27 protein-coding genes are annotated in these 24,185 nt (G+C 71.9%); 17 read left to right on the forward strand and 10 right to left on the reverse strand.

Annotated features, from left to right (window positions below):
• The first annotated feature begins 91 nt into the window (after positions 1 to 91).
• The 3 genes from ABZ858_RS21715 (at position 92) to ABZ858_RS21725 (ending at position 3,382) form a co-directional block, all read left to right on the forward strand.
• Complete coding sequence (locus ABZ858_RS21715; RefSeq protein WP_361380889.1) at positions 92 to 529, forward strand: gamma-glutamylcyclotransferase; 438 nt, start codon at positions 92 to 94, stop codon at positions 527 to 529.
• A 110-nt stretch (positions 530 to 639) separates the two neighbouring features.
• Positions 640 to 1,464 carry a purine-nucleoside phosphorylase gene (locus ABZ858_RS21720; RefSeq protein ID WP_361380892.1) on the forward strand — a complete coding sequence of 275 codons (825 nt, stop codon included), beginning with the start codon at positions 640 to 642 and terminating at the stop codon, positions 1,462 to 1,464.
• 286 nt (positions 1,465 to 1,750) lie between these two features.
• Positions 1,751 to 3,382: a phospho-sugar mutase gene (locus ABZ858_RS21725; RefSeq protein ID WP_361380895.1), complete on the forward strand. Its 1,632-nt coding sequence runs from the start codon at positions 1,751 to 1,753 to the stop codon at positions 3,380 to 3,382.
• 209 nt (positions 3,383 to 3,591) lie between these two features.
• Here the strand turns inward: ABZ858_RS21725 and ABZ858_RS21730 are convergent, their stop codons facing one another.
• The gene (locus tag ABZ858_RS21730; RefSeq protein ID WP_361380898.1) at positions 3,592 to 4,308 is read right to left on the reverse strand and encodes a PH domain-containing protein; all 717 of its coding nucleotides are present in this window, start codon (positions 4,306 to 4,308) and stop codon (positions 3,592 to 3,594) included.
• Between the two features lie 192 nt (positions 4,309 to 4,500).
• On the opposite strand from ABZ858_RS21730, the gene deoC reads away from it, so the two are divergent.
• The 3 genes from deoC to ABZ858_RS21745 are packed head-to-tail and all read left to right on the forward strand — an operon-like array spanning position 4,501 to position 7,845.
• Positions 4,501 to 5,490, forward strand: a complete 990-nt coding sequence (gene deoC, locus ABZ858_RS21735) for a deoxyribose-phosphate aldolase (protein WP_361381493.1) — start codon at positions 4,501 to 4,503, stop codon at positions 5,488 to 5,490.
• Positions 5,490 to 6,926 carry an aldehyde dehydrogenase family protein gene (locus ABZ858_RS21740; protein WP_361381495.1) on the forward strand — a complete coding sequence of 479 codons (1,437 nt, stop codon included), beginning with the start codon at positions 5,490 to 5,492 and terminating at the stop codon, positions 6,924 to 6,926. Before deoC ends, ABZ858_RS21740 begins: the two co-directional genes overlap by 1 nt.
• Complete coding sequence (locus ABZ858_RS21745) at positions 6,919 to 7,845, forward strand: aldehyde dehydrogenase family protein (protein WP_361380900.1); 927 nt, start codon at positions 6,919 to 6,921, stop codon at positions 7,843 to 7,845. Before ABZ858_RS21740 ends, ABZ858_RS21745 begins: the two co-directional genes overlap by 8 nt.
• A gap of 83 nt (positions 7,846 to 7,928) precedes the next feature.
• Here ABZ858_RS21745 and ABZ858_RS21750 read toward each other — a convergent pair whose 3' ends face one another.
• On the reverse strand, positions 7,929 to 8,327 hold the full coding sequence (locus ABZ858_RS21750; RefSeq protein ID WP_361380903.1) for a hypothetical protein: 399 nt from the start codon (positions 8,325 to 8,327) through the stop codon (positions 7,929 to 7,931).
• 160 nt (positions 8,328 to 8,487) lie between these two features.
• On the opposite strand from ABZ858_RS21750, the gene ABZ858_RS21755 reads away from it, so the two are divergent.
• Positions 8,488 to 9,090 carry a uridine kinase gene (locus ABZ858_RS21755; protein WP_361381498.1) on the forward strand — a complete coding sequence of 201 codons (603 nt, stop codon included), beginning with the start codon at positions 8,488 to 8,490 and terminating at the stop codon, positions 9,088 to 9,090.
• A 183-nt stretch (positions 9,091 to 9,273) separates the two neighbouring features.
• Here the strand turns inward: ABZ858_RS21755 and ABZ858_RS21760 are convergent, their stop codons facing one another.
• Positions 9,274 to 10,011 (reverse strand): SigE family RNA polymerase sigma factor, encoded by a 738-nt coding sequence (locus ABZ858_RS21760; protein WP_361380906.1) that lies wholly within the window; start codon positions 10,009 to 10,011, stop codon positions 9,274 to 9,276.
• Positions 10,012 to 10,204: 193 nt separating this feature from the next.
• On the opposite strand from ABZ858_RS21760, the gene afsQ1 reads away from it, so the two are divergent.
• The 5 genes from afsQ1 (at position 10,205) to ABZ858_RS21785 (ending at position 14,373) form a co-directional block, all read left to right on the forward strand.
• Positions 10,205 to 10,882 (forward strand): two-component system response regulator AfsQ1, encoded by a 678-nt coding sequence (gene afsQ1 / locus ABZ858_RS21765; RefSeq protein ID WP_361380909.1) that lies wholly within the window; start codon positions 10,205 to 10,207, stop codon positions 10,880 to 10,882.
• Entirely contained in the window at positions 10,879 to 12,564 is a 1,686-nt protein-coding gene (locus ABZ858_RS21770; protein ID WP_361380912.1) for a HAMP domain-containing sensor histidine kinase, read from the forward strand. The genes afsQ1 and ABZ858_RS21770 overlap by 4 nt, the downstream gene beginning before the upstream one ends.
• An 11-nt stretch (positions 12,565 to 12,575) precedes the next feature.
• Positions 12,576 to 13,199, forward strand: coding sequence for a hypothetical protein (locus tag ABZ858_RS21775; protein ID WP_361381501.1), 624 nt, complete (start codon positions 12,576 to 12,578; stop codon positions 13,197 to 13,199).
• A gap of 324 nt (positions 13,200 to 13,523) precedes the next feature.
• The gene (locus ABZ858_RS21780) at positions 13,524 to 14,105 is read left to right on the forward strand and encodes a VanZ family protein (RefSeq protein ID WP_361380915.1); all 582 of its coding nucleotides are present in this window, start codon (positions 13,524 to 13,526) and stop codon (positions 14,103 to 14,105) included.
• Between the two features lie 64 nt (positions 14,106 to 14,169).
• Entirely contained in the window at positions 14,170 to 14,373 is a 204-nt protein-coding gene (locus ABZ858_RS21785) for a PspC domain-containing protein (protein ID WP_361380918.1), read from the forward strand.
• A 43-nt stretch (positions 14,374 to 14,416) separates the two neighbouring features.
• On the opposite strand, the gene ABZ858_RS21790 is transcribed toward ABZ858_RS21785, so the two are convergent.
• Both ABZ858_RS21790 and ABZ858_RS21795 read right to left on the reverse strand, forming a co-directional pair.
• Positions 14,417 to 14,770 carry an ATP-binding protein gene (locus tag ABZ858_RS21790; protein WP_361380921.1) on the reverse strand — a complete coding sequence of 118 codons (354 nt, stop codon included), beginning with the start codon at positions 14,768 to 14,770 and terminating at the stop codon, positions 14,417 to 14,419.
• Positions 14,771 to 14,910: 140 nt separating this feature from the next.
• Positions 14,911 to 16,074 (reverse strand): adenosine deaminase, encoded by a 1,164-nt coding sequence (locus ABZ858_RS21795; protein WP_361380924.1) that lies wholly within the window; start codon positions 16,072 to 16,074, stop codon positions 14,911 to 14,913.
• A 258-nt stretch (positions 16,075 to 16,332) separates the two neighbouring features.
• On the opposite strand from ABZ858_RS21795, the gene ABZ858_RS21800 reads away from it, so the two are divergent.
• Positions 16,333 to 17,097 (forward strand): alpha/beta hydrolase, encoded by a 765-nt coding sequence (locus ABZ858_RS21800; protein ID WP_361380927.1) that lies wholly within the window; start codon positions 16,333 to 16,335, stop codon positions 17,095 to 17,097.
• A gap of 83 nt (positions 17,098 to 17,180) precedes the next feature.
• Here the strand turns inward: ABZ858_RS21800 and ABZ858_RS21805 are convergent, their stop codons facing one another.
• Complete coding sequence (locus tag ABZ858_RS21805) at positions 17,181 to 18,152, reverse strand: LysR substrate-binding domain-containing protein (RefSeq protein WP_361380930.1); 972 nt, start codon at positions 18,150 to 18,152, stop codon at positions 17,181 to 17,183.
• Positions 18,153 to 18,214: 62 nt separating this feature from the next.
• Here ABZ858_RS21805 and ABZ858_RS21810 point away from each other — a divergent pair, with 62 nt between their 5' ends.
• The gene (locus tag ABZ858_RS21810; protein WP_361380933.1) at positions 18,215 to 19,534 is read left to right on the forward strand and encodes an MFS transporter; all 1,320 of its coding nucleotides are present in this window, start codon (positions 18,215 to 18,217) and stop codon (positions 19,532 to 19,534) included.
• Between the two features lie 218 nt (positions 19,535 to 19,752).
• Positions 19,753 to 20,439: a pentapeptide repeat-containing protein gene (locus ABZ858_RS21815; RefSeq protein WP_361380936.1), complete on the forward strand. Its 687-nt coding sequence runs from the start codon at positions 19,753 to 19,755 to the stop codon at positions 20,437 to 20,439.
• A 4-nt stretch (positions 20,440 to 20,443) separates the two neighbouring features.
• Here ABZ858_RS21815 and ABZ858_RS21820 read toward each other — a convergent pair whose 3' ends face one another.
• The 4 genes from ABZ858_RS21820 to ABZ858_RS21835 form a co-directional block, all read right to left on the reverse strand.
• Positions 20,444 to 21,322, reverse strand: coding sequence for an HEXXH motif-containing putative peptide modification protein (locus ABZ858_RS21820; RefSeq protein WP_361380939.1), 879 nt, complete (start codon positions 21,320 to 21,322; stop codon positions 20,444 to 20,446).
• Positions 21,323 to 21,413: 91 nt separating this feature from the next.
• Positions 21,414 to 21,590 carry a hypothetical protein gene (locus ABZ858_RS21825; protein WP_361380942.1) on the reverse strand — a complete coding sequence of 59 codons (177 nt, stop codon included), beginning with the start codon at positions 21,588 to 21,590 and terminating at the stop codon, positions 21,414 to 21,416.
• A 349-nt stretch (positions 21,591 to 21,939) separates the two neighbouring features.
• A complete protein-coding gene (locus tag ABZ858_RS21830) occupies positions 21,940 to 22,086 on the reverse strand; it encodes a hypothetical protein (protein ID WP_361380945.1) in 147 nt (48 codons plus the stop codon).
• A gap of 275 nt (positions 22,087 to 22,361) precedes the next feature.
• Complete coding sequence (locus tag ABZ858_RS21835; RefSeq protein ID WP_361380948.1) at positions 22,362 to 22,622, reverse strand: hypothetical protein; 261 nt, start codon at positions 22,620 to 22,622, stop codon at positions 22,362 to 22,364.
• Positions 22,623 to 22,976: 354 nt separating this feature from the next.
• On the opposite strand from ABZ858_RS21835, the gene ABZ858_RS21840 reads away from it, so the two are divergent.
• Both ABZ858_RS21840 and ABZ858_RS21845 read left to right on the forward strand, forming a co-directional pair.
• Positions 22,977 to 23,864 (forward strand): DUF5753 domain-containing protein, encoded by an 888-nt coding sequence (locus tag ABZ858_RS21840; protein WP_361380951.1) that lies wholly within the window; start codon positions 22,977 to 22,979, stop codon positions 23,862 to 23,864.
• Positions 23,857 to 24,123, forward strand: coding sequence for a DUF397 domain-containing protein (locus tag ABZ858_RS21845; protein ID WP_361380954.1), 267 nt, complete (start codon positions 23,857 to 23,859; stop codon positions 24,121 to 24,123). The genes ABZ858_RS21840 and ABZ858_RS21845 overlap by 8 nt, the downstream gene beginning before the upstream one ends.
• Positions 24,124 to 24,185: the final 62 nt, after the last annotated feature.

Raw genomic sequence — 24,185 nt, forward strand, 5'->3', positions numbered from 1 at the left:
GCGGGCACCGCCCCGGGGCTCCGGCCGCCCTGCGGGCCCCGACCCACCAGTACGGATGAGCCGCGCGCGCCCCTGCCGTACCCTTCGACCCATGTCGCTCTACGCCGCGTACGCCGGCAATCTCGACGCGCGGCTGATGACCCGCCGCGCCCCGCACTCGCCGCTGCGCGCCACGGGCTGGCTGAACGGCTGGCGGCTGACCTTCGGCGGCGAGCACATGGGCTGGGAGGGCGCGCTGGCCACCCTCGTCGAGGACCCGCTCTCACAGGTCTTCGTCGCGCTCTACGACCTCGCCCCGATGGACGAGGAGTCCCTGGACCGCTGGGAGGGCGTCGGCCTGGACATCTACCGGCGCATGCGGGTACGGGCGCACACCCTGGACGGCGAGGAGCCGGCCTGGGTCTACGTGCTGGACGCCTATGAGGGCGGGCTGCCCTCCGCGCGCTACCTGGGCGAGATCGCGGACGCGGCCGAGTCCGCCGGGGCGCCCCACGATTATGTGATGGAACTGCGCAAGCGCCCCTGCTGACCCACGGGCACCCCGGCCCCGCCTCTCGTCGGAAACGACAAGACAACGATCGCCATCCCGTGTCCTCCGTCATCTACGCGCGTAGGCGAAATGCCGCTACCCTCGTCCGCGTGAACGCATCTCTTCTTCCGGACGACATCCAGAGCGACCCCTACGCCGCCGCCGACGCCGCCGCGGCGCGCCTGCGGGCCCTCACGGGCGCGGAGACCCACGACGTCGCCCTCGTGATGGGCTCCGGCTGGGCGCCGGCCGTCGATGCCCTGGGCACCCCCGACGCCGAGTTCCAGGTCACCGAGCTGCCCGGCTTCCCGCCGCCGGCGGTGGAGGGCCACGGTGGCAAGATCCGCTCGTACTCCACGGGCGACAAGCGGGCCCTGGTCTTCCTGGGCCGCACCCACTACTACGAGGGCCGCGGCGTGGCCGCCGTCTCGCACGGCGTGCGCACCGCCGTCGCCGCCGGCTGCAAGACCATCGTGCTGACCAACGGCTGCGGCGGCCTGCGCGAGGGCATGCGTCCGGGCCAGCCGGTCCTGATCAGCGACCACCTCAACCTGACGGCGACCTCCCCGATCGTCGGCGCCAACTTCGTCGACCTGACCGACCTCTACAGCCCCCGCCTGCGGGCCCTGTGCAAGGAGGTCGACCCCAGCCTGGAGGAGGGCGTCTACGCCCAGTTCCCCGGCCCGCACTACGAGACGCCGGCCGAGATCCGCATGGCCCGCGCGATCGGCGCGGATCTGGTGGGCATGTCCACGGTCCTGGAGGCCATCGCCGCCCGCGAGGCCGGCGCCGAGGTCCTCGGCATCTCCCTGGTGACCAACCTGGCCGCCGGCATGACCGGCGAGCCCCTCAACCACGAGGAAGTCCTCCAGGCAGGCCGCGACAGCGCCACCCGCATGGGCACCCTCCTGGCCCAGGTCCTGAACCGCCTGTAAGTCAAAAGCCAAAAGCGGACGCGCACCCCGCTCCCACCCCGCGGAGAGCCGAAATCCGGCGGAAGGGGCCGTGGGGGTGCGTCCAAGGCCCGCCGCTTACGCCGCCCCTCGCCGACCTCACCGTCGTCACTCAGGGCCGTACGTCCAAGAGCGGCGGGCCGGACGCACCCCCACGGCCCCGACCCCCGACACCTGCCCCAGGCACCCGCAGGACAGCGCCCCCGCGAGCCGGCACCCGCAGGACAGCACCCGCCGCACCCACACCACCCGAGAGGCTGACGCAATCGTGCACGACGACCTCATCGCACGGGCCAAGGCATGGCTCGCCGAGGACCCCGACGCCCAGACCCGCACGGAACTCGCCGAACTCATCGACGCGGGCGACATCGAGGAACTGACCGCACGCTTCGCCGGCACCCTCCAGTTCGGCACCGCCGGCCTCCGCGGCGAACTCGGCGCAGGCCCCATGCGCATGAACCGCGCCGTCGTCATCCGCGCCGCCGCCGGCCTGGCCGCGTATCTGAAGAAGCAGGGCCACACCGACGGCCTGGTGGTCATCGGCTACGACGCCCGCCACAAGTCGGCGGACTTCGCCCGCGACACCGCGGCCGTGGTCACCGGCGCCGGCCTGCGCGCCGCCGTCCTGCCCCGCCCGCTGCCCACCCCCGTCCTCGCCTTCGCCATCCGCCACCTCGGCGCGGTCGCCGGCGTGGAGGTCACCGCCAGCCACAACCCGCCCCGCGACAACGGCTACAAGGTGTACCTGGGCGACGGCTCCCAGATCGTCCCGCCCGCCGACGCGGACATCGCGGCGGAGATCGACGCGATCGCCGGCCTGGACACGGTCCCCCGCCCGGACTCCGGCTGGCAGACGCTGGGCGAGGACGTCCTGGACGCCTACCTGGCCCGTACGGACGCGGTCCTGGCCGAGGACTCCCCCCGCACGGCCCGCACGGTCTACACGGCGATGCACGGCGTCGGCAAGGACACGCTGCTCGCGGCCTTCGCGCGGGCCGGCTTCCCGGCCCCCGTCCTGGTCACCGAGCAGGCCGACCCGGACCCGGACTTCCCGACGGTCGCCTTCCCCAATCCGGAGGAGCCGGGCGCGATGGACCTGGCGTTCGCGACGGCCCGCGCGAGCGACCCGGACCTGATCATCGCCAACGACCCGGACGCGGACCGCTGCGCGGCGGCCGTGAAGGACGGCGCCGACTGGCGCATGCTCCGCGGCGACGAGGTCGGCGCGCTGCTCGCGGCGCATCTGGTCGCCCGCGGCGCGAAGGGCACGTTCGCGGAATCGATCGTCTCCTCCTCCCTCCTCGGCCGGATCGCGGGGAAGGCGAGCCTGCCGTACGAGGAGACCCTCACCGGCTTCAAGTGGATCGCCCGGGTGGAGGGCCTGCGCTACGGCTACGAGGAGGCCCTCGGCTACTGCGTGGACCCGGAGGGCGTCCGCGACAAGGACGGCATCACCGCGGCCCTGCTGATCACGGAGCTGGCGTCGCAGCTGAAGGAGGAGGGCCGCACCCTCCTGGACCTGCTCGACGACCTCGCCGTCGAGCACGGCCTGCACGCCACCGACCAGCTCTCGGTCCGCGTCGAGGACCTCTCGGTGATCGCGGACGCGATGCGCCGCCTGCGCGAGCAGCCCCCGACCGAGCTGGCGGGCCTGCCGGTCACCGCCGCCGAGGACCTGACGCGGGGCACGGAGAAGCTGCCCCCGACGGACGGCCTGCGCTACACGCTGGACGGCGCCCGGGTCATCGTCCGCCCGTCGGGCACGGAGCCGAAGCTGAAGTGCTACCTGGAGGCAGTGGTCCCGGTGGCATCGCCCGCGGACCTCCCGCAGGCACGCGCCCGGGCGGCGGACCGCCTGGCGGCGATCAAGCGGGACCTGTCGGCGGCGGCAGGCATCTGACACGAAGGGGCGGGCCACAGGGCCCGCCCCTCACCACCTCAGCCACCACAGGCCGAACCCACCCTCACAGCCTCAGCCCAGCACAAGCCGAAGCCACCCCCACAGCCTCAGCCCACCACGGGCCGAAGCCACCCCACCACCTCAGCCCACCACAAGCCGAAGCCACCCCACCACCTCAGCCCACCACAAGCCAAAACCACCCCACCACCTCAGCCCACCGCCAGCAGGATCACCAGCACCACCGCACCGGCCACCGCGGGCCCCACGATCTCGTACGCCCAGCGCACGCTCACCTCGCCCTGCGCGGAAGCGGCCCCCTCCTCGGCCTCCTGGAGTTCGCGCAGATCGGCCATGAACTGATCGGCGGCAGCCCGCACAGGCTCCCCCGCCGCACCCCCGGAACCGGACCCGGCACCGACACCGAGACCGGCACCGGCGGCACCGGCCCCACCCCCGAACCCGAGCAGACCGCCCCGCCCCCGCGGCGGCCACACCCCCTGTTCCTCGGCCCGCGCCCGCGACTCCTGCCGGGAGGCCCGCTTGCGCGCCCGCAGGGACACCGGCACCGCCCAGAGCTGGAACTTCCCGCCGGACTTGGTCAGCACCTCGTTCGAGTAACCGGACCGCACGGCGGCGACCTGCCCCCAGGGGAGCACGATCACGCGGAAGGGGTTGCGGACGCGCAGCCGGTCCTCGTTGGCGTACACGGCCGGGCGGAACGTGAAGGCGACCACGAGCGGCACGAGGAGGATCATCGCGGCCAGCGCGAGCCACGGCGTACGCCCGCCGCCGCTGACCATGGCGTCGAGGCCGAGCCACAGGATGAGGCCGAGCAACAGGACACCGCCCGCGATACCGCCGGACGACCGGTGGACCCGGTCCTGGTACTCGGGGGCCGGCGGCTGCGGCTGGCGGGGCGTCGTCATGGCCCCGATTCTGCCCGACCCACGGAACACACCCCCACCTCCCCCACCACACCCGCACCCGCCCCCTTCCCCCACCCGCCCCCGCCCCACCACCACAGCCACCCCCACCGCCCCCTCCCCGCCCACATCCCCACAGACCGCCCTCCAGGGCTGTACACCCGCTACGCGCGTAGATATGCTCGACGGGTGACCATGCCCACTGCACCCTCAGCGCAGTCCCCCACCGCCGAACGCGTGGGAGGCACCCCTCTTCTCTCCGGCGTCACCGCGTCCGACAGCACGCTGCGCCGTTTCCTGCACGGGCTGCCCGGCGTCGACGCGGTCGGCCTGGAGGCGCGCGCCGCCTCGCTCGGCACCCGTTCCATCAAGACCACCGCGAAGGCGTACGCCATCGATCTCGCCATCTCGATGGTCGACCTGACGACGCTGGAAGGCGCGGACACCCCGGGCAAGGTCCGGGCGCTCGGCGCCAAGGCGGTCCACCCCGACCCGACGGACCGTACGACGCCCGCCACGGCCGCGGTCTGCGTCTACCCCGACATGGTGGCCGCCGCCAAGGAGGCCGTGGCCGGCTCGGGCGTGAAGGTCGCCTCGGTGGCCACCGCCTTCCCGGCGGGCCGCGCGGCGCTGGACGTCAAGCTGGCCGACGTGCGGGAGGCCATCGCCGCCGGCGCCGACGAGATCGACATGGTCATCGACCGCGGCGCGTTCCTGGCCGGCGAGTACCTGAAGGTCCACGACGAGATCACCGCCGTGAAGGAGGCGTGCGGCACGGCCGCGCGGCTGAAGGTCATCTTCGAGACCGGCGAGCTGTCGACGTACGACAACATCCGCCGGGCCAGCTGGCTCGGCATGCTCGCCGGGGCGGACTTCATCAAGACCTCCACCGGCAAGGTCGCCGTGAACGCGACCCCCGCCAACACCCTCCTCATGCTGGAGGCGGTGCGCGACTTCCGGGCGCAGACCGGCGTGCAGGTGGGCGTGAAGCCGGCCGGCGGCATCCGCACCACCAAGGACGCGATCAAGTTCCTGGTCCTGGTCAACGAGACCGCGGGCGAGGACTGGCTGGACAACCACTGGTTCCGCTTCGGCGCCTCCTCCCTCCTGAACGACCTGCTGATGCAGCGCCAGAAGCTGGCCACCGGCCGCTACTCCGGCCCCGACTACGTGACGGTGGACTGATCCCCATGGCTTTCGAGTACGCACCCGCGCCCGAGTCCCGCTCGGTCGTCGACATCGCCCCCTCCTACGGCCTGTTCATCGACGGCGAGTTCACCGAGGCGGCCGGCGGCAAGGTCTTCAAGACCGTCTCGCCGTCCACCGAGGAGGTCCTGTCCGAGGTCGCCCAGGCCGGCGCCGAGGACGTGGACCGGGCCGTGCGGGCCGCCCGCAAGGCGTTCGCGACGTGGTCGGCACTGCCCGGCGCCGAGCGCGCCAAGTACCTGTTCCGCATCGCCCGGATCATCCAGGAGCGCAGCCGTGAGCTGGCTGTCCTGGAGACGCTGGACAACGGCAAGCCGATCAAGGAGACCCGCGACGCGGACCTCCCGCTGGTCGCCGCGCACTTCTTCTACTACGCGGGCTGGGCCGACAAGCTCGACCACGCCGGTTTCGGCGCGCACCCGCGCCCGCTGGGCGTGGCCGGCCAGGTCATCCCCTGGAACTTCCCGCTGCTGATGCTGGCGTGGAAGATCGCCCCGGCGCTGGCGGCCGGCAACACGGTCGTCCTCAAGCCCGCCGAGACCACTCCCCTGTCGGCGCTGTTCTTCGCGGACATCTGCCGCCAGGCGGGCCTGCCCCGGGGCGTCGTCAACATCCTGCCGGGCTACGGCGACGCGGGCGCCGCGCTGGTCGCGCACCCGGACGTGAACAAGGTGGCCTTCACCGGTTCGACGGCCGTGGGCAAGGAGATCGCGCGCACGGTCGCGGGCACGGACAAGAAGCTCACCCTGGAGCTGGGCGGCAAGGGTGCCAACATCGTCTTCGACGATGCCCCCGTCGACCAGGCCGTCGAGGGCATCGTCACCGGCATCTTCTTCAACCAGGGCCAGGTCTGCTGCGCGGGCTCGCGCCTGCTGGTGCAGGAGTCGGCGCACGACGAGGTGCTGGACGCCCTCAAGCGCCGGCTCGCCACGCTGCGCCTGGGCGACCCGCTGGACAAGAACACCGACATCGGCGCGATCAACTCCGCCGAGCAGCTGTCCCGGATCACCGCGCTGGCCGACCAGGGCGAGGCGGAGGGCGCCGAGCGCTGGGCCCCGGCCTGCGAACTGCCCGCCTCCGGCTACTGGTTCGCCCCGACGCTGTTCACCGGCGTCACCCAGGCGCACACCATCGCCCGGGACGAGATCTTCGGCCCGGTGCTCTCGGTGCTGACCTTCCGCACGCCGGACGAGGCGGTGGCGAAGGCCAACAACACCCAGTACGGGCTGAGCGCCGGCATCTGGACCGAGAAGGGGTCGCGGATCCTCGCCGTCGCGAGCAGGCTCCGCGCGGGCGTCATCTGGTCCAACACGTTCAACAAGTTCGACCCGACCTCGCCGTTCGGCGGCTACAAGGAGTCGGGCTTCGGCCGCGAGGGCGGCCGCCACGGCCTGGAGGCGTACCTCGATGTCTGAGAAGACCGCGAAGACGGACAAGAGCGACAAGAGCCCATCGCGGCTTCCGGTCTTCAAGACCTACAAGCTGTACGTCGGCGGGAAGTTCCCGCGTTCCGAGAGCGGCCGGGTGTACGAGGTGACTGACGCGAAGGGCAACTGGCTGGCCAACGCTCCGCAGTCCTCCCGCAAGGACGCCCGGGACGCGGTGGTCGCCGCGCGCAAGGCGTTCGGCGGCTGGTCGGGCGCGACCGCCTACAACCGGGGCCAGGTCCTGTACCGGGTCGCCGAGATGCTGGAGGGCCGCCGCGAGCAGTTCGCGCGCGAGGTCGCCGAGGCCGAGGGCGTGGCACGGGCGAAGGCGGCCGCGACCGTGGACGCGGCGATCGACCGCTGGGTCTGGTACGCGGGCTGGACGGACAAGATCGCCCAGGTGACCGGCGGCGCCAACCCGGTGGCCGGCCCGTACTTCAACCTGTCCTCCCCGGAGCCGACCGGTGTGGTCGCCGTCCTGGCCCCGCAGGAGTCGTCCTTCCTGGGCCTGGTCTCGGTGCTCGCCCCGGTGATCGCGACCGGCAGCACAGCGGTCGTGATCGCCTCCGAGAAGGCCCCGCTGCCCGCCCTCTCCCTGGCCGAGGTGCTGGCCACCTCCGACGTCCCCGGCGGTGTCGTCAACGTCCTCTCCGGCCGTACGGCGGAGATCGCCGCGCCGCTCGCCGCCCACCAGGACGTCAACGCGATCGACCTGGCGGGCGCCGACGAGGCGCTGGCGAAGGAGCTGGAGGCCGCCGCGGCGGACAACCTCAAGCGCGTCCTGCGTCCACAGCCTGTGGACGACTGGACCGCGGACCCGGGCACCGGCCGTATGACGGCGTTCCTGGAGACCAAGACGGTCTGGCACCCCACGGGCTCCCTGGGCGCCTCGGGCTCGTCCTACTGAGCCCGGGGCCTCTCGGACGAGAGCCGCGCCTCCCCTCCGTCCGGGGGCGGCGCGGCTCTCTCGTGTGTCCGGGCACCCGCGCCCTACCGCACCGCTCCGAGCAGCTGCCCCGCCACCGGGACGCTGCCCACCGACGGGGCCTGGGCCACCGGGTGGGTGAGCGTCTGCGAGGTCAGCGGCTTGAAGTCGGCGAGCTGGGTGCCCACCCCGTTGTCGAGCGGGTCGACGCCGGTGCCGGCCAGCGGGTTGGGCTTGAGGCCGGCGACCGGTCCGGTGACGTAGCCGACCGTGCCGGTCAGCGCCTGCAAGCCCGCCCGCGGGTCCACCTTGCCCAGCGAACCGGCCTGGTACGAACCGCCGAGCACCGGGATGGAGGCGGCCGAGGCGGTCGCCGCGCCCGCCCCCAGGGCGACGCCTGCGGTGGCGGCGGCGACCAGGGCGCGCCGGGCGGTGGGGCGGGAGGGGGACGCGTGTCGAGCCATGTCTGGGGCCGCCTTTTGCTGCGCAGAGTAACGAGGACAGCGCACAGGGTAGTTGAGACGCAACCCACGTTCCAAAGCCGACCCGCGGGGTCGGCAGGACGGCCACCATGCGTCAAACTGGTGTTCCGTGAGCCCTCATCTCCCCTTCTCCGCCCGCGTCGTGCTGCTCTGCGGCCCCTCGGGCTCGGGCAAGTCCCTGGTCGCCGCCCGCTGTGGCCTGCCCGTGCTGCGCCTGGACGACTTCTACAAGGAGGGTGACGACCCGACGCTGCCGCTGGTGGCGGGCAGTGCGGACATCGACTGGGACCATCCGGGGTCCTGGGACGCCGAGGTCGCGGTCGAGGCGATCGCCCGGCTGTGCGCGACGGGCAGCACCGGCGTACCGGTGTACGACATCGGGCGCAGCGCCCGCACCGGCGAGGACGTCCTCAGCATCGGCCGTACGCCGCTGTTCATCGCGGAGGGCATCTTCGCCGCGGAGATCGTGGAGCGCTGCCGCGAGCGCGGGCTGCTGGCCGACGCGCTGTGCCTGACCCGGGGCCCGGTCACCACGTTCCGGCGCCGTTTCCTGCGGGACCTCAAGGAGGGCCGCAAGTCGGTGCCGTTCCTGCTGCGCCGCGGCTGGCGGCTGCTGCGCGCGGAGCGGGCGATCATCGCCCGCCAGGTCGCCCTGGGCGCCCACGCCTGCGGCCGGGACGAGGCGCTGGGCCGGCTGGCAGCGGCCGCGGCGGGCCGCCGCCCGCAGGCCCGCACGGCCGCCTGACGCGCCGTACGCCCGTACCCCCCGGTACGCCCCTCGGTACACACAGGAGCGGGACTGGACGGACCCCCCGGCCCTCCAGCCCCGCTGCCCGGCGCTCCCCCGCGTCCCCCGTGGTGGAGCTTCCCCCGTCCCCCCGCTATCCCCCGTGCTTCCCCCGTCTCCCCCTGCCTCCGGACGGCTCGCCTAGGCGACGAGTTCGCCGAAGGACTCCTCCTGGTCACGGCCGAAGCTGAGGACCTCGTCCTCGCGCAGCCGGCGCAGCGAGCGCCAGATGCTGGACTTCACCGTGCCGACGCTGATGCCGAGGATGTCGGCGATCTCCGGGTCCGTGCGGCCCTCGTAGTAACGCAGGACCAGCATGGTGCGCTGGAGTTCGGGCAGCCGGGCGAGCGCCTGCCACAGGACCGCGCGCAGCTCGGTGCCGCGCATCGCGTCCGTGTCGCCGGGCGTCTCCGGCAGTTCCTCGGTCGGGTACTCGTTGAGCTTGCGCCGCCGCCAGGCGCTGATGTGCAGATTGGTCATGGTGCGCCGGAGGTAGCCGCCGACGGCCGCCTTGTCACTGATCCGGTCCCACGCCCGGTACGTCGAGAACAACGCGCTCTGCAACAGGTCCTCGGCCTCGAAGCGGTCACCGGTGAGGTGGTAGGCGGTGGCGTACAGAGAGGCGCGGCGCTCCTGGACGTAGGCGGTGAACTCCGCCTCCGACAGGGTGCGGCGCTCCCCCGGGACCTCCCCGTACGCGCTTCCCCCGGGTGTCTCCCCGGCGCGCGGTTCGACCACCGTCATGCGGACGGTGTGCTGGCGCCCGGAGGTGCGGACGCATCCCCGTGCTCCCGAGCCGCCGGACTTCTCCGAACCCCGGGTCACGTCGTGCAGACGCGTGACCACTGCGCTGGTGCTGGTGCTGTGCAGCGTGTTCATCTCGCGCCCCCCGTCGATGGACTTCGTGTTCGGACCGTTTCCTTGCCGGTGCCGAAAAGCTTGCCGGGGTCACTTCATGGCCGTGTCCGCCGACTGTCACAGACCTGTCACAGCGCCCTGTGTGCCCGTCACCCGCGGCAGGGAGCGGCACAGGTGTCGAAACCCCGCCCCCGCATGGGCCAGAATGAGGCGCGTGCCTTCCCTGTTGCTGATCGAGGACGACGACGCCATCCGGACGGCCCTGGAGCTCTCACTGACGCGCCAGGGACACCGCGTGGCGACCGCTGCCAGCGGTGAGGACGGTCTGAAGCTGCTGCGCGAGCAGCGGCCGGACCTGATCGTGCTGGATGTGATGCTGCCCGGCATCGACGGCTTCGAGGTGTGCCGGCGCATCCGGCGCACCGACCAGCTGCCGATCATCCTGCTCACCGCCCGCAGCGACGACATCGACGTGGTCGTGGGGCTGGAGTCCGGCGCCGACGACTATGTGGTCAAGCCGGTGCAGGGGCGGGTCCTGGACGCCCGGATCCGGGCCGTGCTGCGGCGCGGCGAGCGGGAGGCGACGGACTCGGCCGCGTTCGGCAGCCTGGTCATCGACCGGTCGGCGATGACGGTGACGAAGAACGGCGAGGACCTCCAGCTGACCCCGACCGAGCTGCGGCTGCTGCTGGAGCTGAGCCGGCGGCCCGGTCAGGCGCTCTCCCGCCAGCAGTTGCTGCGCCTGGTCTGGGAGCACGACTACCTCGGTGACTCGCGGCTGGTGGACGCCTGTGTGCAGCGGCTGCGCGCCAAGGTCGAGGACGTCCCCTCGTCCCCGACGCTGATCCGGACCGTGCGCGGAGTCGGCTACCGCCTGGACGCGCCTCAGTGACGAAGGAGCGGTCCGGACCGCGGGACTGGAGCCCGGAGCGCAAGGGAGTGCTGTCCCGGTTGCGGTTCACGAGCCTGCGGCTGCGGCTGGTCGTGGTGTTCGCGCTGGTCGCGCTGACCGCCGCGGTGTCGGCGTCCGGGATCGCGTACTGGCTCAACCGCGAGGCGGTGCTGACCCGCGCGCAGGACGCGGTGCTGCGCGACTTCCGGCAGGAGATGCAGAACCGCGCCGGCTCGCTGCCGGTGCACCCCACGCAGGACCAGTTGCAGCACACCGCCGGGCAGATGGCGGGCAGCAGCCAGCGCTTCACCGTGCTGCTGGTCGGCCAGGACGCCGACGGCCGCACGGTGTACGGCAGTTCGGGCGGGCTGAGCGGCTTCGCGCTGGAGGACGTGCCCGCCTCGCTGCGGACGGCGGTGGGCAAGGAGCAGGCGCTGTCCTCGTCGAACAAGTCGTCGTACCACCTGTACTGGCAGCGGATCACCGACCACGGCACCCCGTATCTGGTGGCGGGCACGAAGGTGATCGGGGGCGGTCCGACCGGCTACATGCTCAAGTCGCTGGAGCCGGAGGCCAAGGACCTCGACTCGCTGGCCTGGTCGCTGGGGATCGCGACCGCGCTGGCGCTGGTCGGTGCGGCGCTGCTGGCGCAGGCCGCCGCCACCACCGTGCTGAAGCCGGTGCACCGGCTCGGTGTCGCCGCGCGCCGACTGGGCGAGGGCCGGCTCGACACCCGGCTGCGGGTCTCCGGCACCGACGAACTCGCCGATCTGTCCCGGACGTTCAACAACGCGGCGCAGGCGCTGGAGAAGCGGGTCGCGGACATGGCCGCCCGGGACGAGGCCTCCCGGCGGTTCGTGGCGGACATGAGCCATGAGCTGCGGACGCCGCTGACCGCCATCACCGCCGTGACGGAGGTCCTCGAGGAGGAGCTGGAGTTCGAGGGCGGCGGCATCGACCCGATGATCGAGCCCGCGGTCCGGCTGGTGGTCAGCGAGACCCGGCGGCTGAACGACCTGGTCGAGAACCTGATGGAGGTCACCCGCTTCGACGCGGGCACGGCCCGGCTGGTCCTGGACGACGTGGACCTGGCCGACCAGATCACCGCCTGCATCGACGCCCGTGCCTGGCTGGACGCGGTGGAGCTGGACGCCGAGCGCGGCATCCACGCCCAACTGGACCCGCGCCGCCTGGACGTCATCCTCGCCAACCTGATCGGCAACGCCCTCAAGCACGGCGGCTCGCCGGTGCGGGTGTCGGTGCGCACCGCGGGCGGCGAAGGCGAGGGCGAGGGCGAGGAGGCCGGGCGGCCCGAGGAGATCGTCATCCAGGTGCGCGACCACGGGCCCGGCATCCCCGAGGACGTCCTGCCGCACGTCTTCGACCGGTTCTACAAGGCGAGCGCGTCCCGGCCGCGGTCCGAGGGCAGCGGCCTGGGCCTGTCCATCGCCCTGAACAACGCGCACATCCACGGCGGTGACATCGCCGCGGCCAACTCGCCCGAGGGCGGCGCGGTCTTCACGCTGCGGCTGCCGCGGGACGCCTCCGCGCTCACCGAGGACCCGGCCGGAGACGGCGGCGGCAGCGGCAGCGGGGCGAAGGGCGACGGTGGCCGCGGCGGCGGCAAGGACGGCGACAGGGACGGGGGCCCGGTCGGGGGCCCGAAGGGGGGTGCCCGGTGACGGTGGGCGAGATCTGCGGCCGCCGCCGGTCCGGCCGGTACCGGCCGCTGCTGGCGGCCGGTGCCTTGGCCCTGCTGCTGGCCGGGTGCGGCATCCGTCCCACCGAGGTGCCCACGGACTTCGGCGGCGCGCCCTCCCGGGTGCCGTGCTCGCTGACCCAGCCGGACCTGGCGACGCAGTCCGCCCGCGGGGTGCCCGTGCAGGTGTTCCTGCTGTGCGGTTCGTCGCTGGTGACCGTCGACCGCCTGGTGCGGGTGCCGGAGGGCACGGCGGACGCCAAGCGCCGGGTGATCGTGGCGCAGGGGCTGCTCGGCCAGCTCGCCGCACCGCCCTCGGCCAGTGAACAGGCGGCCGGGTACACCACGTACGTGCCGCACGGCCTGACCGTGGGCGGCCCGCGCCCGGGTGACCCCGAGGACACGTTCCGGCTGAGCACCGCCCCGGCCCGGCTCACCTCGTACGCGCTGGCCCAGCTCGTCTGCACCCTGTCCGACTCGGCCGCCGCCGAGGGCGACGGCTCGGTCCTCATCGGCGGCCCCGCCGACCCCCACCCGCACCGCTACGCCTGCACCGGCGACGTCCGCTCCCGCCCGGGCACGACGGCACCCTCGACGACCGGGGTGACGGGCGGCTGAGGGCGGCCGGCCGGCTGGGAGGCCGGCGGGCGGGCCGCCGGGCGGGCCGATCGGCCGGCCTGCGGCCTGGGGCGCTCGCCGGGTGCGCGGGGCGTGCGCGCCGGTGTGCGGTGTGTGCGCCACTAGAGGCAGGGGGCGCGAGGTGTGGGGTCGCGCGCTGGCGTGTGATGTGTGGCGTGTGCGCCGGTGGAAGTACGGGATCGCACGCCGGCGTGCGGGTCCGCGCCGGCAGGGCGCAGGGGCGCGTGCCGGTGTGGTGCGGGGCTCACCGGCGTGCGGGAGGGCGTCGGAACCGTTCGGGGGTGAGGGCGCGTCTTGGGGGGCGTGCAGCGTGAAGGCTCCAGCGGCGGCAGCGCCGCGAACCGCGTCCGCGTGACAGGGGGTGTCCTCCTCGTCGCCCATCTCGCGCTCGTCGCCTGGCTGATGCTGCGTCCGCTGGACGTCCCCTGGGTGAGGCCGGCGAATCTGCGCCCGCTCGCCACCATCCACCACGATCTGGCGCTGGGCGGGACCGCCGCGGTCCGGCGCATCGGGGAGGGGCTGGGGCTGCTGGCCCCGCTGGGCGTGCTGCTGCCGCTGGTGCACGGCAGAGCCGTCGCCTCCCCGCTGGCGTCCTGGACCCGTACGGTCGCCGCCGGCGTCCTGGTCTCGCTGGGCGTCGCGCTGCTGCAGACCGGGGTGCCCGGCCGGGTGGTCGACGTCGACACGCTGGTGCTGAACACCGCGGGGGTGGCGCTCGCCCATCTCGCGGTCGTCCCCGCGGTGCGCGCCCGGCTCCGCCGCAGGACCGAGCGGCGGGACGGCACGGCCGTACGCCAGGAGGAGTCCCCTCGGGGGCGGACCCCGACGATTCCCAGGGTCGGCATCGCTCCGTGGAGCGACGCTTTGCCCCCTTCGTCTCCGTAGCGTGGTGGTCAGACGGGGTACTCACCCAGCGGCCCCGTGATCGACAGCCTCTGGAGGCAACGAGATGACCGCCCTTGCCCGCCCCACCAACGGCCGCGTGATCGGCGGAGTGTGCGCCGCGCTGGCCCGGCGCTTCGGCACCTCCGCCACGACGATGCGGGTGATCTTCGTACTGTCCTGCCTGCTCCCGGGCCCGCAGTTCCTGCTCTACATCGCGCTGTGGGTCCTGCTGCCCGCCGAACGCAAGTCCGCCTCCGCGGCCTGGTAGGCGCGGAGGCGGGCCGGGGCGGCGGGTGCGCCACGGAGCGGGCTCAGCCGAGCGGCAGGCCGTTCACCGGCAGGCCCTTGGAGGGCAGGCCCTGCACCGGCAGGCCGCCGAGCAGGCCGGCGACCGGCTTGGTCGGGCCGTGCTCCAGCATGCTCTGGGCGACCGGCTGCGCGGCGGCCAGGCCGGTCTGGAGGGCGGGCTTGGCCTGGTTGAGCGCCTTCCCGGCGCCCGGCAGCGACTTGGCGAGGTTTCCGGTGGGGAGCGCGTTGCTGACGGTGCCCAGCGCCTGGCCGGTGTCCGGGACGGCCGGCGCGGCGTTCGCGGCGCCCGCGCCGACGGCGGCGAAAGCGGCACCGAGGGCGGCGACACCGAGGGTCTTGACGGCAGACTGCTTCATGAAAATGCGTCCTTGACTGGAAGACGGGGGACTGAGCAGGCCTACGACCGTAAACATGGCGAGCCGCTCACCGCAAACATCGAATTGCGGGCGAAATGCGGTGGGAGAGTGAAGTACGGCCCCGCCCCCGCATCCCCCTTTCACCCCTGCGAAGGCGAAGAACCGCTGGTCGAAGCCGTCTGCTGAAACAGCCATTCGGATTTCAGCGCCGCGTATCCAGGCTTGATCACGTCATTAATCATCGCCAGTCGTTCATCGAAAGGAATGAATGCTGATTTCATCGCATTGACGGAGAACCATTGCATGTCGTCGAGCGTGTAACCGAATGCCTCGACAAGGTGCTCGAATTCCCGGGTCATGCTGGTGTGGGACATCAGCCGATTGTCGGTGTTGACGGTGGCGCGGAAGTGCAGCCGGCGCAGCAGCCCGATCGGGTGCTCGGCGTAGGAGGCGACGGCGCCGGTCTGGAGGTTGGAGCTGGGGCACAGCTCCAGCGGGACGCGCTTGTCGCGGACGTAGGAGGCCAGCCGCCCGAGTTCCACCGTGCCGTCCTCGCGGACGTGGATGTCGTCGATGATGCGCACCCCGTGCCCGAGCCGGTCGGCGCCGCACCACTGCAGGGCCTGCCAGATGGAGGGCAGCCCGAACGCCTCGCCGGCGTGGATGGTGAAGTGGTTGTTCTCCCGCTTGAGGTACTCGAAGGCGTCCAGGTGCCGGGTGGGCGGGTAACCGGCCTCGGCGCCCGCGATGTCGAAGCCGACCACGCCCGAGTCCCGGTGGCGGTTGGTGAGTTCGGCGATCTCCAGCGCGCGGGCGGCGTGCCGCATGGCGGTGAGCAGGGCGCCGATCCGGATGCGCCGGCCGGCGTCGAGCGCGGCCCGCTCCCCTTCCCGGAAGCCCTCGTTGACGGCCTCGACGACCTCTTGCAGGCTCAGCCCGCCCTCCAGGTGCTGCTCGGGGGCGTAGCGCACCTCGGCGTAGACGACGCCGTCCGCGGCCAGGTCCTCGGCGCACTCGCGGGCGACCCGGACCAGCGCGTCCCGGGTCTGCATCACCGCGACGGTGTGGGAGAAGGTCTCCAGATAACGTTCCAGGGACCCGGAGTCGGCGGCCTCGCGGAACCACAGGCCGAGCTTCTCGGGATCGGTGTCGGGGAGCCGGTCGTACCCGCACGCGCGGGCGAGTTCGACGACGGTCGCGGGGCGCAGCCCGCCGTCGAGGTGGTCGTGGAGCAGGACTTTCGGCGCCCGGCGGATCTGGTCCGAGCTGGGTGCGTTCCCCGTCTGGGCAGTCTGGCTCGTCATGGGCGCACTGTAACTCCTACGCGCGTAGAAAGCGCCGGGCGTGCAGCGGGTGACACGAGCCGGTACACACATCGATGCGTACGCCGATACACACGCCGGTTCGCGCGCAGTTGCGAGCGCCGTCGTGCGTGCCGTGGTGTGTGCGAGTGGTGCGCGCCGGGGTGCGCGGCTGTCGCTCCGCAGGCGTCCATCCGTCGATACGCAACGGTGACCGCACGGACGGGTCGCGTACACCGACGCTTCTGACACTGTTCTGTCATGGCACACCACGCGACGCCGGTTCGCACGGCCCGGCTGGGGAGGACGCTCGGCCCGGAGCCGAGGGCGGTGAGCGGAGCGGTGCTGCTGCTCCCGGCCGGCCGGGAGGTCTCCGCCCGGCGGCCCCCGCCGCTGCCGGTCACCTCCTTCCCGCGCGCCCTGGGCCGCCGGCTGGCCCGCGCCGGGCGCGCCGAGGGCCTGGCCGCCCACGTGGTGCGCTACCGCTGCCGCGGCTGGAACGGCAGCGAGGCCCATCTCGCCCGCGACGCCGACTGGGCCGTGGAGGAGACCGTACGCCGCTACGGTGACGTCCCCGTGTGCCTGGCCGGTCTCGGCATGGGCGGCCGGGCGGCGCTGCACGCGAGCGGCCACGAGGCCGTCACCTCGGTGGTGGCGATCGCCCCCTGGCTGCCCGAGGACGACGTCGCCGCCTCTCCCGAACCGGTGAAGCAGCTCGCCGGCCGCCAGGTGCTGATCGTGCACGGCACCGACGACGCGCGGACCGACCCGGAGCTGTCCTTCCGGTACGCGGAGCGGGCGAAGAAGGCCAACCGGGAGGTGTGCCGCTTCGAGGTCCACGCCGACGGGCACGGGTTACGCCAGTACCGCGAGGAGGTCGGCGCCCTCACCGCGGACTTCGTGCTGGGCACCTTGTTCGGGACGGTGCTCTCGCGTCCCTTGCAGGACGCGCTGGCCGCGCCCCCGCCGCTGGGCCTGCGGATGCCGTTGGCGGCGGGCTTCGGGAAGACGCTGCGGCGGCGCTAGGACCGGCTCCCCGGCGGCCCGGCCGCGACGGCTCCCCGTCCATCCCACCCCCGGCCCGGCCCACCCCACCCCGGCCCGGCCCCTCACGCCAGCAGCCTGCCCCGCCTGGACAGCAGGAACTTCTTGAAGGCGGCCACCGGGGGCGTGTCCGGGTGGCCCTCCAGCCAGGCGACGCCGATCTCGCGCACCGCGCGCGGGGCCGTGACCGTCAGCTCGGCCACCCCGGGCCGGGCGACCGCCGGGGGCGGCAGCAGGGCCACGCCGAGCCCGGCCGCCACCAGGCCCCGCAGGGTCTCCGTCTCCTCCCCCTCGAAGGCGATCCGCGGCTTGAACCCGGCCTCGCGGCACAGGTCGTCGGTGATGCGGCGCAGACCGTAGCCGGGCTCCAGGGTCACGAAGGTCTCCTCGGCGGCCTCGGCGAGACGGACCCGGCGGCGGGCGGCGAGCCGGTGCTCGGCGGGGACGACCAGGCGCAGCTTCTGCTCGTCGAGGCGGCGGGCGACCAGATCGGGGGCGTCCGGCACCGGCGAGGTGAGGCACAGGTCCAGCTCGCCCGCGCGCAGCCGCTCCAGCATGGCCTCGCCGTAGTTCTGCACCAGGCTGAAGCGGACCCGGGGGTGGTCGGCGCGGAAGGCGTGGATGAGGCCGGGCACGGTCTCGGCGCCCATGGTGTGCAGGAAGCCGAAGGCGACCTTGCCGGTGGCCGGGTCGGCGTCGGCGCGTACCTCCTCGGCGGCGCGCCGGACCTCGGCGAGGGCGCGTTCGACGGAACCGAGGAAGGCGCGCCCTGCGGGGGTCAGGGAGACGGTCCGGCCGTGGCGGGCGAAGAGGTCGACGCCGAGGTCCTGTTCGAGGCGGACCATGGCCCGCGACAGCGTGGACTGCGGGACCCGCATCTCGTGCGCGGCCCGGGTGACGTGCTCGGTGCGGGCGACGCCGGCGAAGTACGCGAGCCGGGGCGCGAGCAGGAGCGCGATCTCCTCACCGCTCTTTTCGATGTCTTCTGTGTCACCGGACGGTGACAGCCGCCCCTGTGACCTCTGCTGATGCACCATGGGAACGATTATGGCGAGTCCGTGCATTGGACGGATGAGAGCGGGCTTCCTACCGTCGAAGCATGTCTCCCGCCGATACCGGGGCGTCCGCCGTCGTGGACGCCGCACCCGCGGTCCCCACCGTGTCCCTTTCCCCCTCCCCCTCCCCCTCTTCTGTCGTCGATCCCGCCGACTCGCGCATGGCCCCGGGCGGCCCCGGCTACCGCCGGATGAGCCTCGCCCTCTTCCTCGCGGGCGTCGCGACCTTCGCGCTGCTGTACTCCACGCAGGCGCTGCTGCCGCTGATCTCCGGCGAGTTCCATGTGGCGGCGAGCGAGGCGAGCTGGACGGTGGCGGCCGCGACCGGCGGCCTGGCCGTCTTCGTCCTGCCGATGAGCGCCCTGTCGGAACGTTTCGGCCGCCGTACGGTGATGACGGCGTCGCTGGTGGTCGCGGTGGCCGTCGGCCTGCTGGTGCCGTTCGCGCCGTCGCTGGGCGCGCTGGTGGTGCTGCGGGCGCTGCAGGGCGCGGCGCTGGCGGGCCTGCCGGCCTCGGCGCAGGCGTATCTGGCGGAGGAGGTCCGGCCCAAGGCCCTGGTCACGGCCATCGGCCTGTTCGTGGCGGGCAACAGCGTGGGCGGGATGAGCGGCCGGGTCATCACCGGCTGGGTCGCCCAGGAGTGGGGCTGGCGGGTCGCCGTCGGGGTCGTCGGGCTGATCGCGGTGGGCTGCGCGGTGGCCTTCCGGCTGCTGCTTCCGGCGCCGCGCCACTTCACGCCGGGCTCGCTGCGCCCGCGCGTGCTGGCGGGCACGGTCCGCGACCACCTGTCGAATCCGCTGCTGCGCCGCCTGTACGCGATCGGCGCGCTGTTCATGACGGTGTTCGGCGGCGTCTACACGGTGATCGGCTACCGCCTGACCGAGGCGCCCTTCTCGCTGCCCCAGGGCATCATCGGCTCGATCTTCCTGGTGTATCTGGTGGGTACGGTCTCGGCGTCGACGGCGGGCCGGCTGGTGGGCCGCCTCGGCCGCCGGGGCGCCCTGTACCTGGCGGGCGGCACGACGGCCGCGGGCCTGCTGCTGTCCCTGCCGGACTCGGTGGCACCGGTGCTGCTGGGCCTGGTGCTGATCACGGCGGGCTTCTTCGCCGGGCACGCGGTCGCCTCCTCCGCGGTGAGCAGGACCGCCGCGCACGGCCGCGCCCAGGCGTCGGCCCTGTACCAGTCCGCGTACTACATCGGCTCCAGCGTCGGCAGCACGGTCGGCGCCCTGGCCTTCCACGCCCGCGGCTGGTCCGGCACGGTCGGCGTCGGCCTCCTGGCGATCATGGGCGTCGTGACCCTCACGATCCTGGGCTCCCGGGCGGCCCGGACGGCGGGCCGGGGAGAGCCGGCGGCGGTGTAAGGGCCATCTGGCCGGTGGGACCGCTGACAGCGTAAGGACCGCACAGTCTGCGGGGCCGCTGGGTAAGGACCGCACGGCTGGGACCGACAGGCGGCCTGCGGGCCGCCCGGTAACGCCCATGTGTGAAGGGGCCGTCCCTGTGGTCTCAAGGACGGGATATCGACCTGTCACCACGCTGCTACGCTGCGTCGCCCGCCGCGTATGCGAAGGAGAATCAGATGACGCCGGCCGTCGGTCAGCAGCGAGACGTCTACGTGCACCCGATCCAGAGCCCGCAGAAACCAAAAGTGCACCCCAACCCGCGGTCGGCCACGGCCGACGAATTCGACGACGATGCCGTTCTCCATGGTGTTCTGCTCGACGGCACGGTGCTTTCAGGGCGCGAAGCAGAAATCGTCGAAATGGAACGCTCGCGCGTTGCGAACGCACGCCTCAACGGAATCTCGCTGCGCCAGTCACTCTTCAGCGACTCTGAATTCGACACGGTTGACTTCGCAAACGCCCGCGCACTCGACACGTCCCTGCTGCGCTGTCGGTTGACCGCGAGCCGGCTCACCGGTTCCCACTGGCGTGCGGGCAAGTTCACTGACGTCACCCTCGACGGTGGCCGGGCCGACCTGGCACAGTTCCGTGCTTCTCAGCTTCGCCGCGTCGTCTTCCAAGACGTCAACCTGCTCCAGGCCGATTTCCAGGGAGCCGAGCTGGCGCACGTACGCTTCGAGGGCTGCGACCTGACCGGCGCCCAGTTTGCCCACTGCAAGATGACGCGAGTCGAGTTCAGCAACTGCACCATGCTGGATGTCGGCGGAACAGCCGGCCTGAAGGGCGCAATAGTGCGAGGCCCAGGGGGGCAGGAGCTGGCCCTGAGCCTCGCACGGGATGCCGGCATTCTGATCGAGCCGTAGCCCGTCAGGCAGCCACCTCCGGCTCGACACCGGCGTACGCCGGGTCGGAGATGCTACGGGCGACCTCCTGGAAGTCCAGCGGGTCGGGAGCGGTGTCGGCCCACCGGACCATCTCGTCCAGCAGCATCCGCCCGTAGCCGGTGAAGTGCTCCCGCTGCTCCAGCAGGGACTCACACGCGTCCCGCAGGGACTTCGTGTACAGGTCGACGAGGGTGCTCACTCCACGGCGGTGCTGCATGTACATCAGCGGCACCGCCACGGCCGCCGCATGGAACGCCTTGTCCAGCGGCCTCATCTGCCCGATCTTCACCGCTGACAGGGCGCGGTACTCGTCGGCCTCCATCGCGGCCGAGGTGAGGTTGAACATGCCGTAGACCATGTCCATGAGGAACAGGCCCGTGTGCAGGCCCTCATGAACCAGGCACTCGGCGAAGTCTTCGACCTCCCAGCCCTCGGCGGGACTCATGACCACCAGGCCCGGGACGGTGTTGACGCTGCCGCCGCCGTCGACCCCGCTGTTGAGGACCACGACGTCGGTCACCAGCAACTCGACCATGCGGTGCAGGTCCGGTTCGAGGTCGCGCACGTGCTCGAATGCCCCGTGGACCTTGAGATCCCACGCCTCGCGGGTGGGGTCGCCAGTGGCCGTGGCGCCGGCGAAGATGTGCTCGAAGATGCCGTTCTCCCGGCAGTGGTCGGCCCATGGGCCGTCCTCGTAGGAGACACGCACCCCAGTCTCGGCCGACGCGTACGGGCGCAGCGTGGTGATGGCCTTGCGGTAGGCCGGCGCCAGCTCGTCGACCCCGGTGGGGTACTCCTTGTTGAGCGCGTGAGCGAAGCGGGCGACGGTCTCGGCCAGGTGGCCGTTGTTCAGGAACCGCACGAGTTCTCTCCTAGTCTGATGAGTGTGGGCCCGGAGCGAGAGTTCGGCTCGCTCCGGGCCCACTTACGGCTTCAACGCGTCAGGAGCGCGGTCAGGCGGTCCAGCCGCCCATCATGCAGACGCTGCCGCTCTCGCGGGACGCGGTGATGCGGCCGAGGATGGCCGGCGCGACCTGCGGGGAGTCGGACTGGACCGCCGTGACGATCTCCGTCAGCGCCGCGCCGGACATGGCCGGCGCCACCTTCGGGTCGGGACCGGGGTTGCTCATGGAATACCTCCGTGGTCTCGGTGAATGGAAGTTGAAGCACCAGCGGTTTCCGGTTTCCCGGCCGCTGCGCTGTGGAGAAAGCTACCTACGAACACCCGCTTCGGAAACACCGGATGCCGTCATTCCCCGTAATGGAATATGCCAAAAATCGGCCCTATAACAGGGCACGCAGAAATCCCGGAAGTGCGTAGGCAATCTTCCGGAAATGAATGTGACTGAGCTGGTCAAAAAGAACGGGGTGAAGCCTCCAAGACCAGCCCGGCCGGGGTCGACGAAACGCGTTTCAATCTGTACCCGCAACCACCTCCTTTCGCAGGAAGGGCAGAAAAAGCGCCAGGTGAACCAAGGGCTATTCCACTGCCAGGTAGTCCTTCTCGACGCGCGACAGACAGCACATGCAGTACCGGCGCGTGGCAAGGAAGAGGAAGACGGCCGCCGCCACGGCGGTCAAGCCGATCGCGCCGAAGGCAATGCACACAGCCGCTCGATCATGCACGAAAGCTCCTCAGTCGAAGGGGGGAGGCGCCCCGCTCCGCGGGAGGAGACCGGGTCGCTCGGTCTGCCGGTCCCGTCCCGCGCCCATGGCTCCGAGTCGGCGGACGTCTCGGCGGGGACCCGGCCGGCGCACAGGGGATCTTCAGTACCGCGCCGACCGGGCATCCAGGCATCGCGAGTGCGTCGCCGCCCCGTCCCGCTGAGCGGCGGAGCGCGACTCAGCGCGGCCCAGCCCTGATGTCACGGAGGGTTGGACTGGACCGCGTCGTCTCACGCTTACGGCGGTAATGGCCGAAAGCGAACACCTTTCCCGTAGTTCCGGAGCCAGACTTCGTACCCCGGTGCGAGCAGGGCGAGCAGTTCCAGCCCCCTGCCGTGCTCCAGCGGCTCTACCGTGCCGTCGTCCAGCCTCTCGGCGGTGGGTTTGTGTTCGGGCAGGTCGTAGGACTGGTCGCACACCTCGACCCACAGCTCCGTACGGTGGATACGCACCTGGAACTCTGTGCTTCCGGAGTGCACCACCGAGTTGGTGGCCATTCGCTCACGAGCAGACGGCACACGTCAGGATCAGCTCCGGCGTCGGCATAGACCGACGCCGCCCATCTGCGGGCGAGCCCGACCTGATCAGGGGTGCAGGGAAAAACCTTCTCTGCCACCACATCCGAACGCGCATGCTTCGTTTGCATTGCAGCCTCCAGTACGCGGCCCCGGGGGACGACCGCATAAGTCACACACCGCGACGCCTGCTCACCGGTGCGTGACTCCGAGTGTGGTGCGATCGCACCTGCGGTCGCAACCCCTGCGCGCGAAAAACACCCGCACGTGCCCTCTGGTGCGCCCCCGCGCTACCCTTCGCCTTGTCAGCAATGCCACGTTGAGGGAGGGGCCGCTGTGGCGGTCAGTACCGCAGGCTTGCCCGCCAGGATCCGCTTCGGCCAAGCACTCAAAGAGGCACGGCTGGCTGCGCGCAAGCCGGACGGCGAGCCCGTCCTGCAAGCCGACGCGTCCCGCGCGCTCAGGCGCAAGTCGATCGACCGAGTCTCTCGTCTGGAGCTGGGCAAAGCGTGGCCGCAGCCCAAAGAACTTGAGACGCTGCTCGACCTCTACGGCGTGAGCCTGGAGAGACGCATCGCCTTCCAGACCATGGTCAGCGAAGGCAAGGCCCTGGCCCGAGACGCGTGGTGGAAGGAGTTCGAGGGAGAGTTCGCCACTTCACTCGTCGAGTTCCTCGCACTCGAAGACAGCGCGACGGGCATCACCACCTGCGCCGGCGGCATCATTCCGGGCTTGCTTCAGACGGCGGACTACGCCCGGACGCTCACCGGGTATCTGACCCGCTCGGCGGTCACGCAGCGAGGGCTGGAGCGAGCCGTCGAACTGCGCACCAGCCGACGCCGGCTGCTGGAGAGGACGTCGCCGCCGGAAATCGAAGCAGTCATCGGGCAGGGTGCACTTGAGCAACAGGTCGGCGGAAGCGGCGTCATGGCCGCCCAACTCGGTTCGCTGCTCAACGACGCCGCAACATACGGCATCACGCTACGAGTCATCCCGTTCGCGGCGAACGCCACGATTCCTTTCCCACTCAACTACTTCGAGTTCGGTGATGACGAAGACCCCATCTTCGCGTTTGACGCAGTAACTGGCGTCATGTTCAGGAAGACAGCCAAAGAGGTCCGAGGCTTGAAGGATTTCCTGGCGGACCTGCGCGAGCTGGCGCTGAGCCCCGAGGACTCGATTGAGGCAATCACATCAATTCAGAAAGAGATGTCCCGTGACTGACGCAAGCCGTGCGGACAAGCTGGCCACCCTGAACTCGCTCCTGGAGCACGACCGCACCGGCCTCACGTGGACGAAGTCCGCGCGTTCCTCGGCCGGAGCCAACGACTGCGTGGAAGTCGTCCGTGTCTCCGAAAAGGGCGGCTGGCTCGTCCGCAACTCGAACATGCCCGACAAGGTTCTCGCCTTCACTGACTCCGAGTACGCGGCGTTCATCGGTGGTGTGACCGACGGCCAGACCGGCCTCGTTCCGGGCGTCTGATCCGGACAAGCTGAAGGCCCGCTCCCTAGGTGTTTCGGGGGCGGGTCTTTGTCTCTTCTGGG

The organism is Streptomyces sp. NPDC047017 (assembly GCF_040644175.1).
Taxonomy (GTDB): domain Bacteria; phylum Actinomycetota; class Actinomycetes; order Streptomycetales; family Streptomycetaceae; genus Streptomyces.

Bases quoted from the DNA above. Each gene is read 5' to 3' on its own strand.
- ABZ858_RS21810 (WP_361380933.1), top strand. From the start codon at position 18,215: ATGTCTCCCGCCGATACCGGGGCGTCCGCCGTCGTGGACGCCGCACCC.
- ABZ858_RS21825 (WP_361380942.1), bottom strand. From the start codon at position 21,590: ATGAGCAACCCCGGTCCCGACCCGAAGGTGGCGCCGGCCATGTCCGGC.
- ABZ858_RS21790 (WP_361380921.1), bottom strand. From the start codon at position 14,770: ATGAAGCAGTCTGCCGTCAAGACCCTCGGTGTCGCCGCCCTCGGTGCC.
- ABZ858_RS21745 (WP_361380900.1), top strand. From the start codon at position 6,919: ATGTCTGAGAAGACCGCGAAGACGGACAAGAGCGACAAGAGCCCATCG.
- ABZ858_RS21795 (WP_361380924.1), bottom strand. From the start codon at position 16,074: ATGACGAGCCAGACTGCCCAGACGGGGAACGCACCCAGCTCGGACCAG.
- ABZ858_RS21750 (WP_361380903.1), bottom strand. From the start codon at position 8,327: ATGGCTCGACACGCGTCCCCCTCCCGCCCCACCGCCCGGCGCGCCCTG.
- ABZ858_RS21785 (WP_361380918.1), top strand. From the start codon at position 14,170: ATGACCGCCCTTGCCCGCCCCACCAACGGCCGCGTGATCGGCGGAGTG.
- ABZ858_RS21815 (WP_361380936.1), top strand. From the start codon at position 19,753: ATGACGCCGGCCGTCGGTCAGCAGCGAGACGTCTACGTGCACCCGATC.
- ABZ858_RS21715 (WP_361380889.1), top strand. From the start codon at position 92: ATGTCGCTCTACGCCGCGTACGCCGGCAATCTCGACGCGCGGCTGATG.
- ABZ858_RS21730 (WP_361380898.1), bottom strand. From the start codon at position 4,308: ATGACGACGCCCCGCCAGCCGCAGCCGCCGGCCCCCGAGTACCAGGAC.
- deoC (WP_361381493.1), top strand. From the start codon at position 4,501: ATGCCCACTGCACCCTCAGCGCAGTCCCCCACCGCCGAACGCGTGGGA.
- ABZ858_RS21800 (WP_361380927.1), top strand. From the start codon at position 16,333: ATGGCACACCACGCGACGCCGGTTCGCACGGCCCGGCTGGGGAGGACG.
- ABZ858_RS21760 (WP_361380906.1), bottom strand. From the start codon at position 10,011: ATGAACACGCTGCACAGCACCAGCACCAGCGCAGTGGTCACGCGTCTG.
- ABZ858_RS21835 (WP_361380948.1), bottom strand. From the start codon at position 22,622: ATGGCCACCAACTCGGTGGTGCACTCCGGAAGCACAGAGTTCCAGGTG.
- ABZ858_RS21805 (WP_361380930.1), bottom strand. From the start codon at position 18,152: ATGGTGCATCAGCAGAGGTCACAGGGGCGGCTGTCACCGTCCGGTGAC.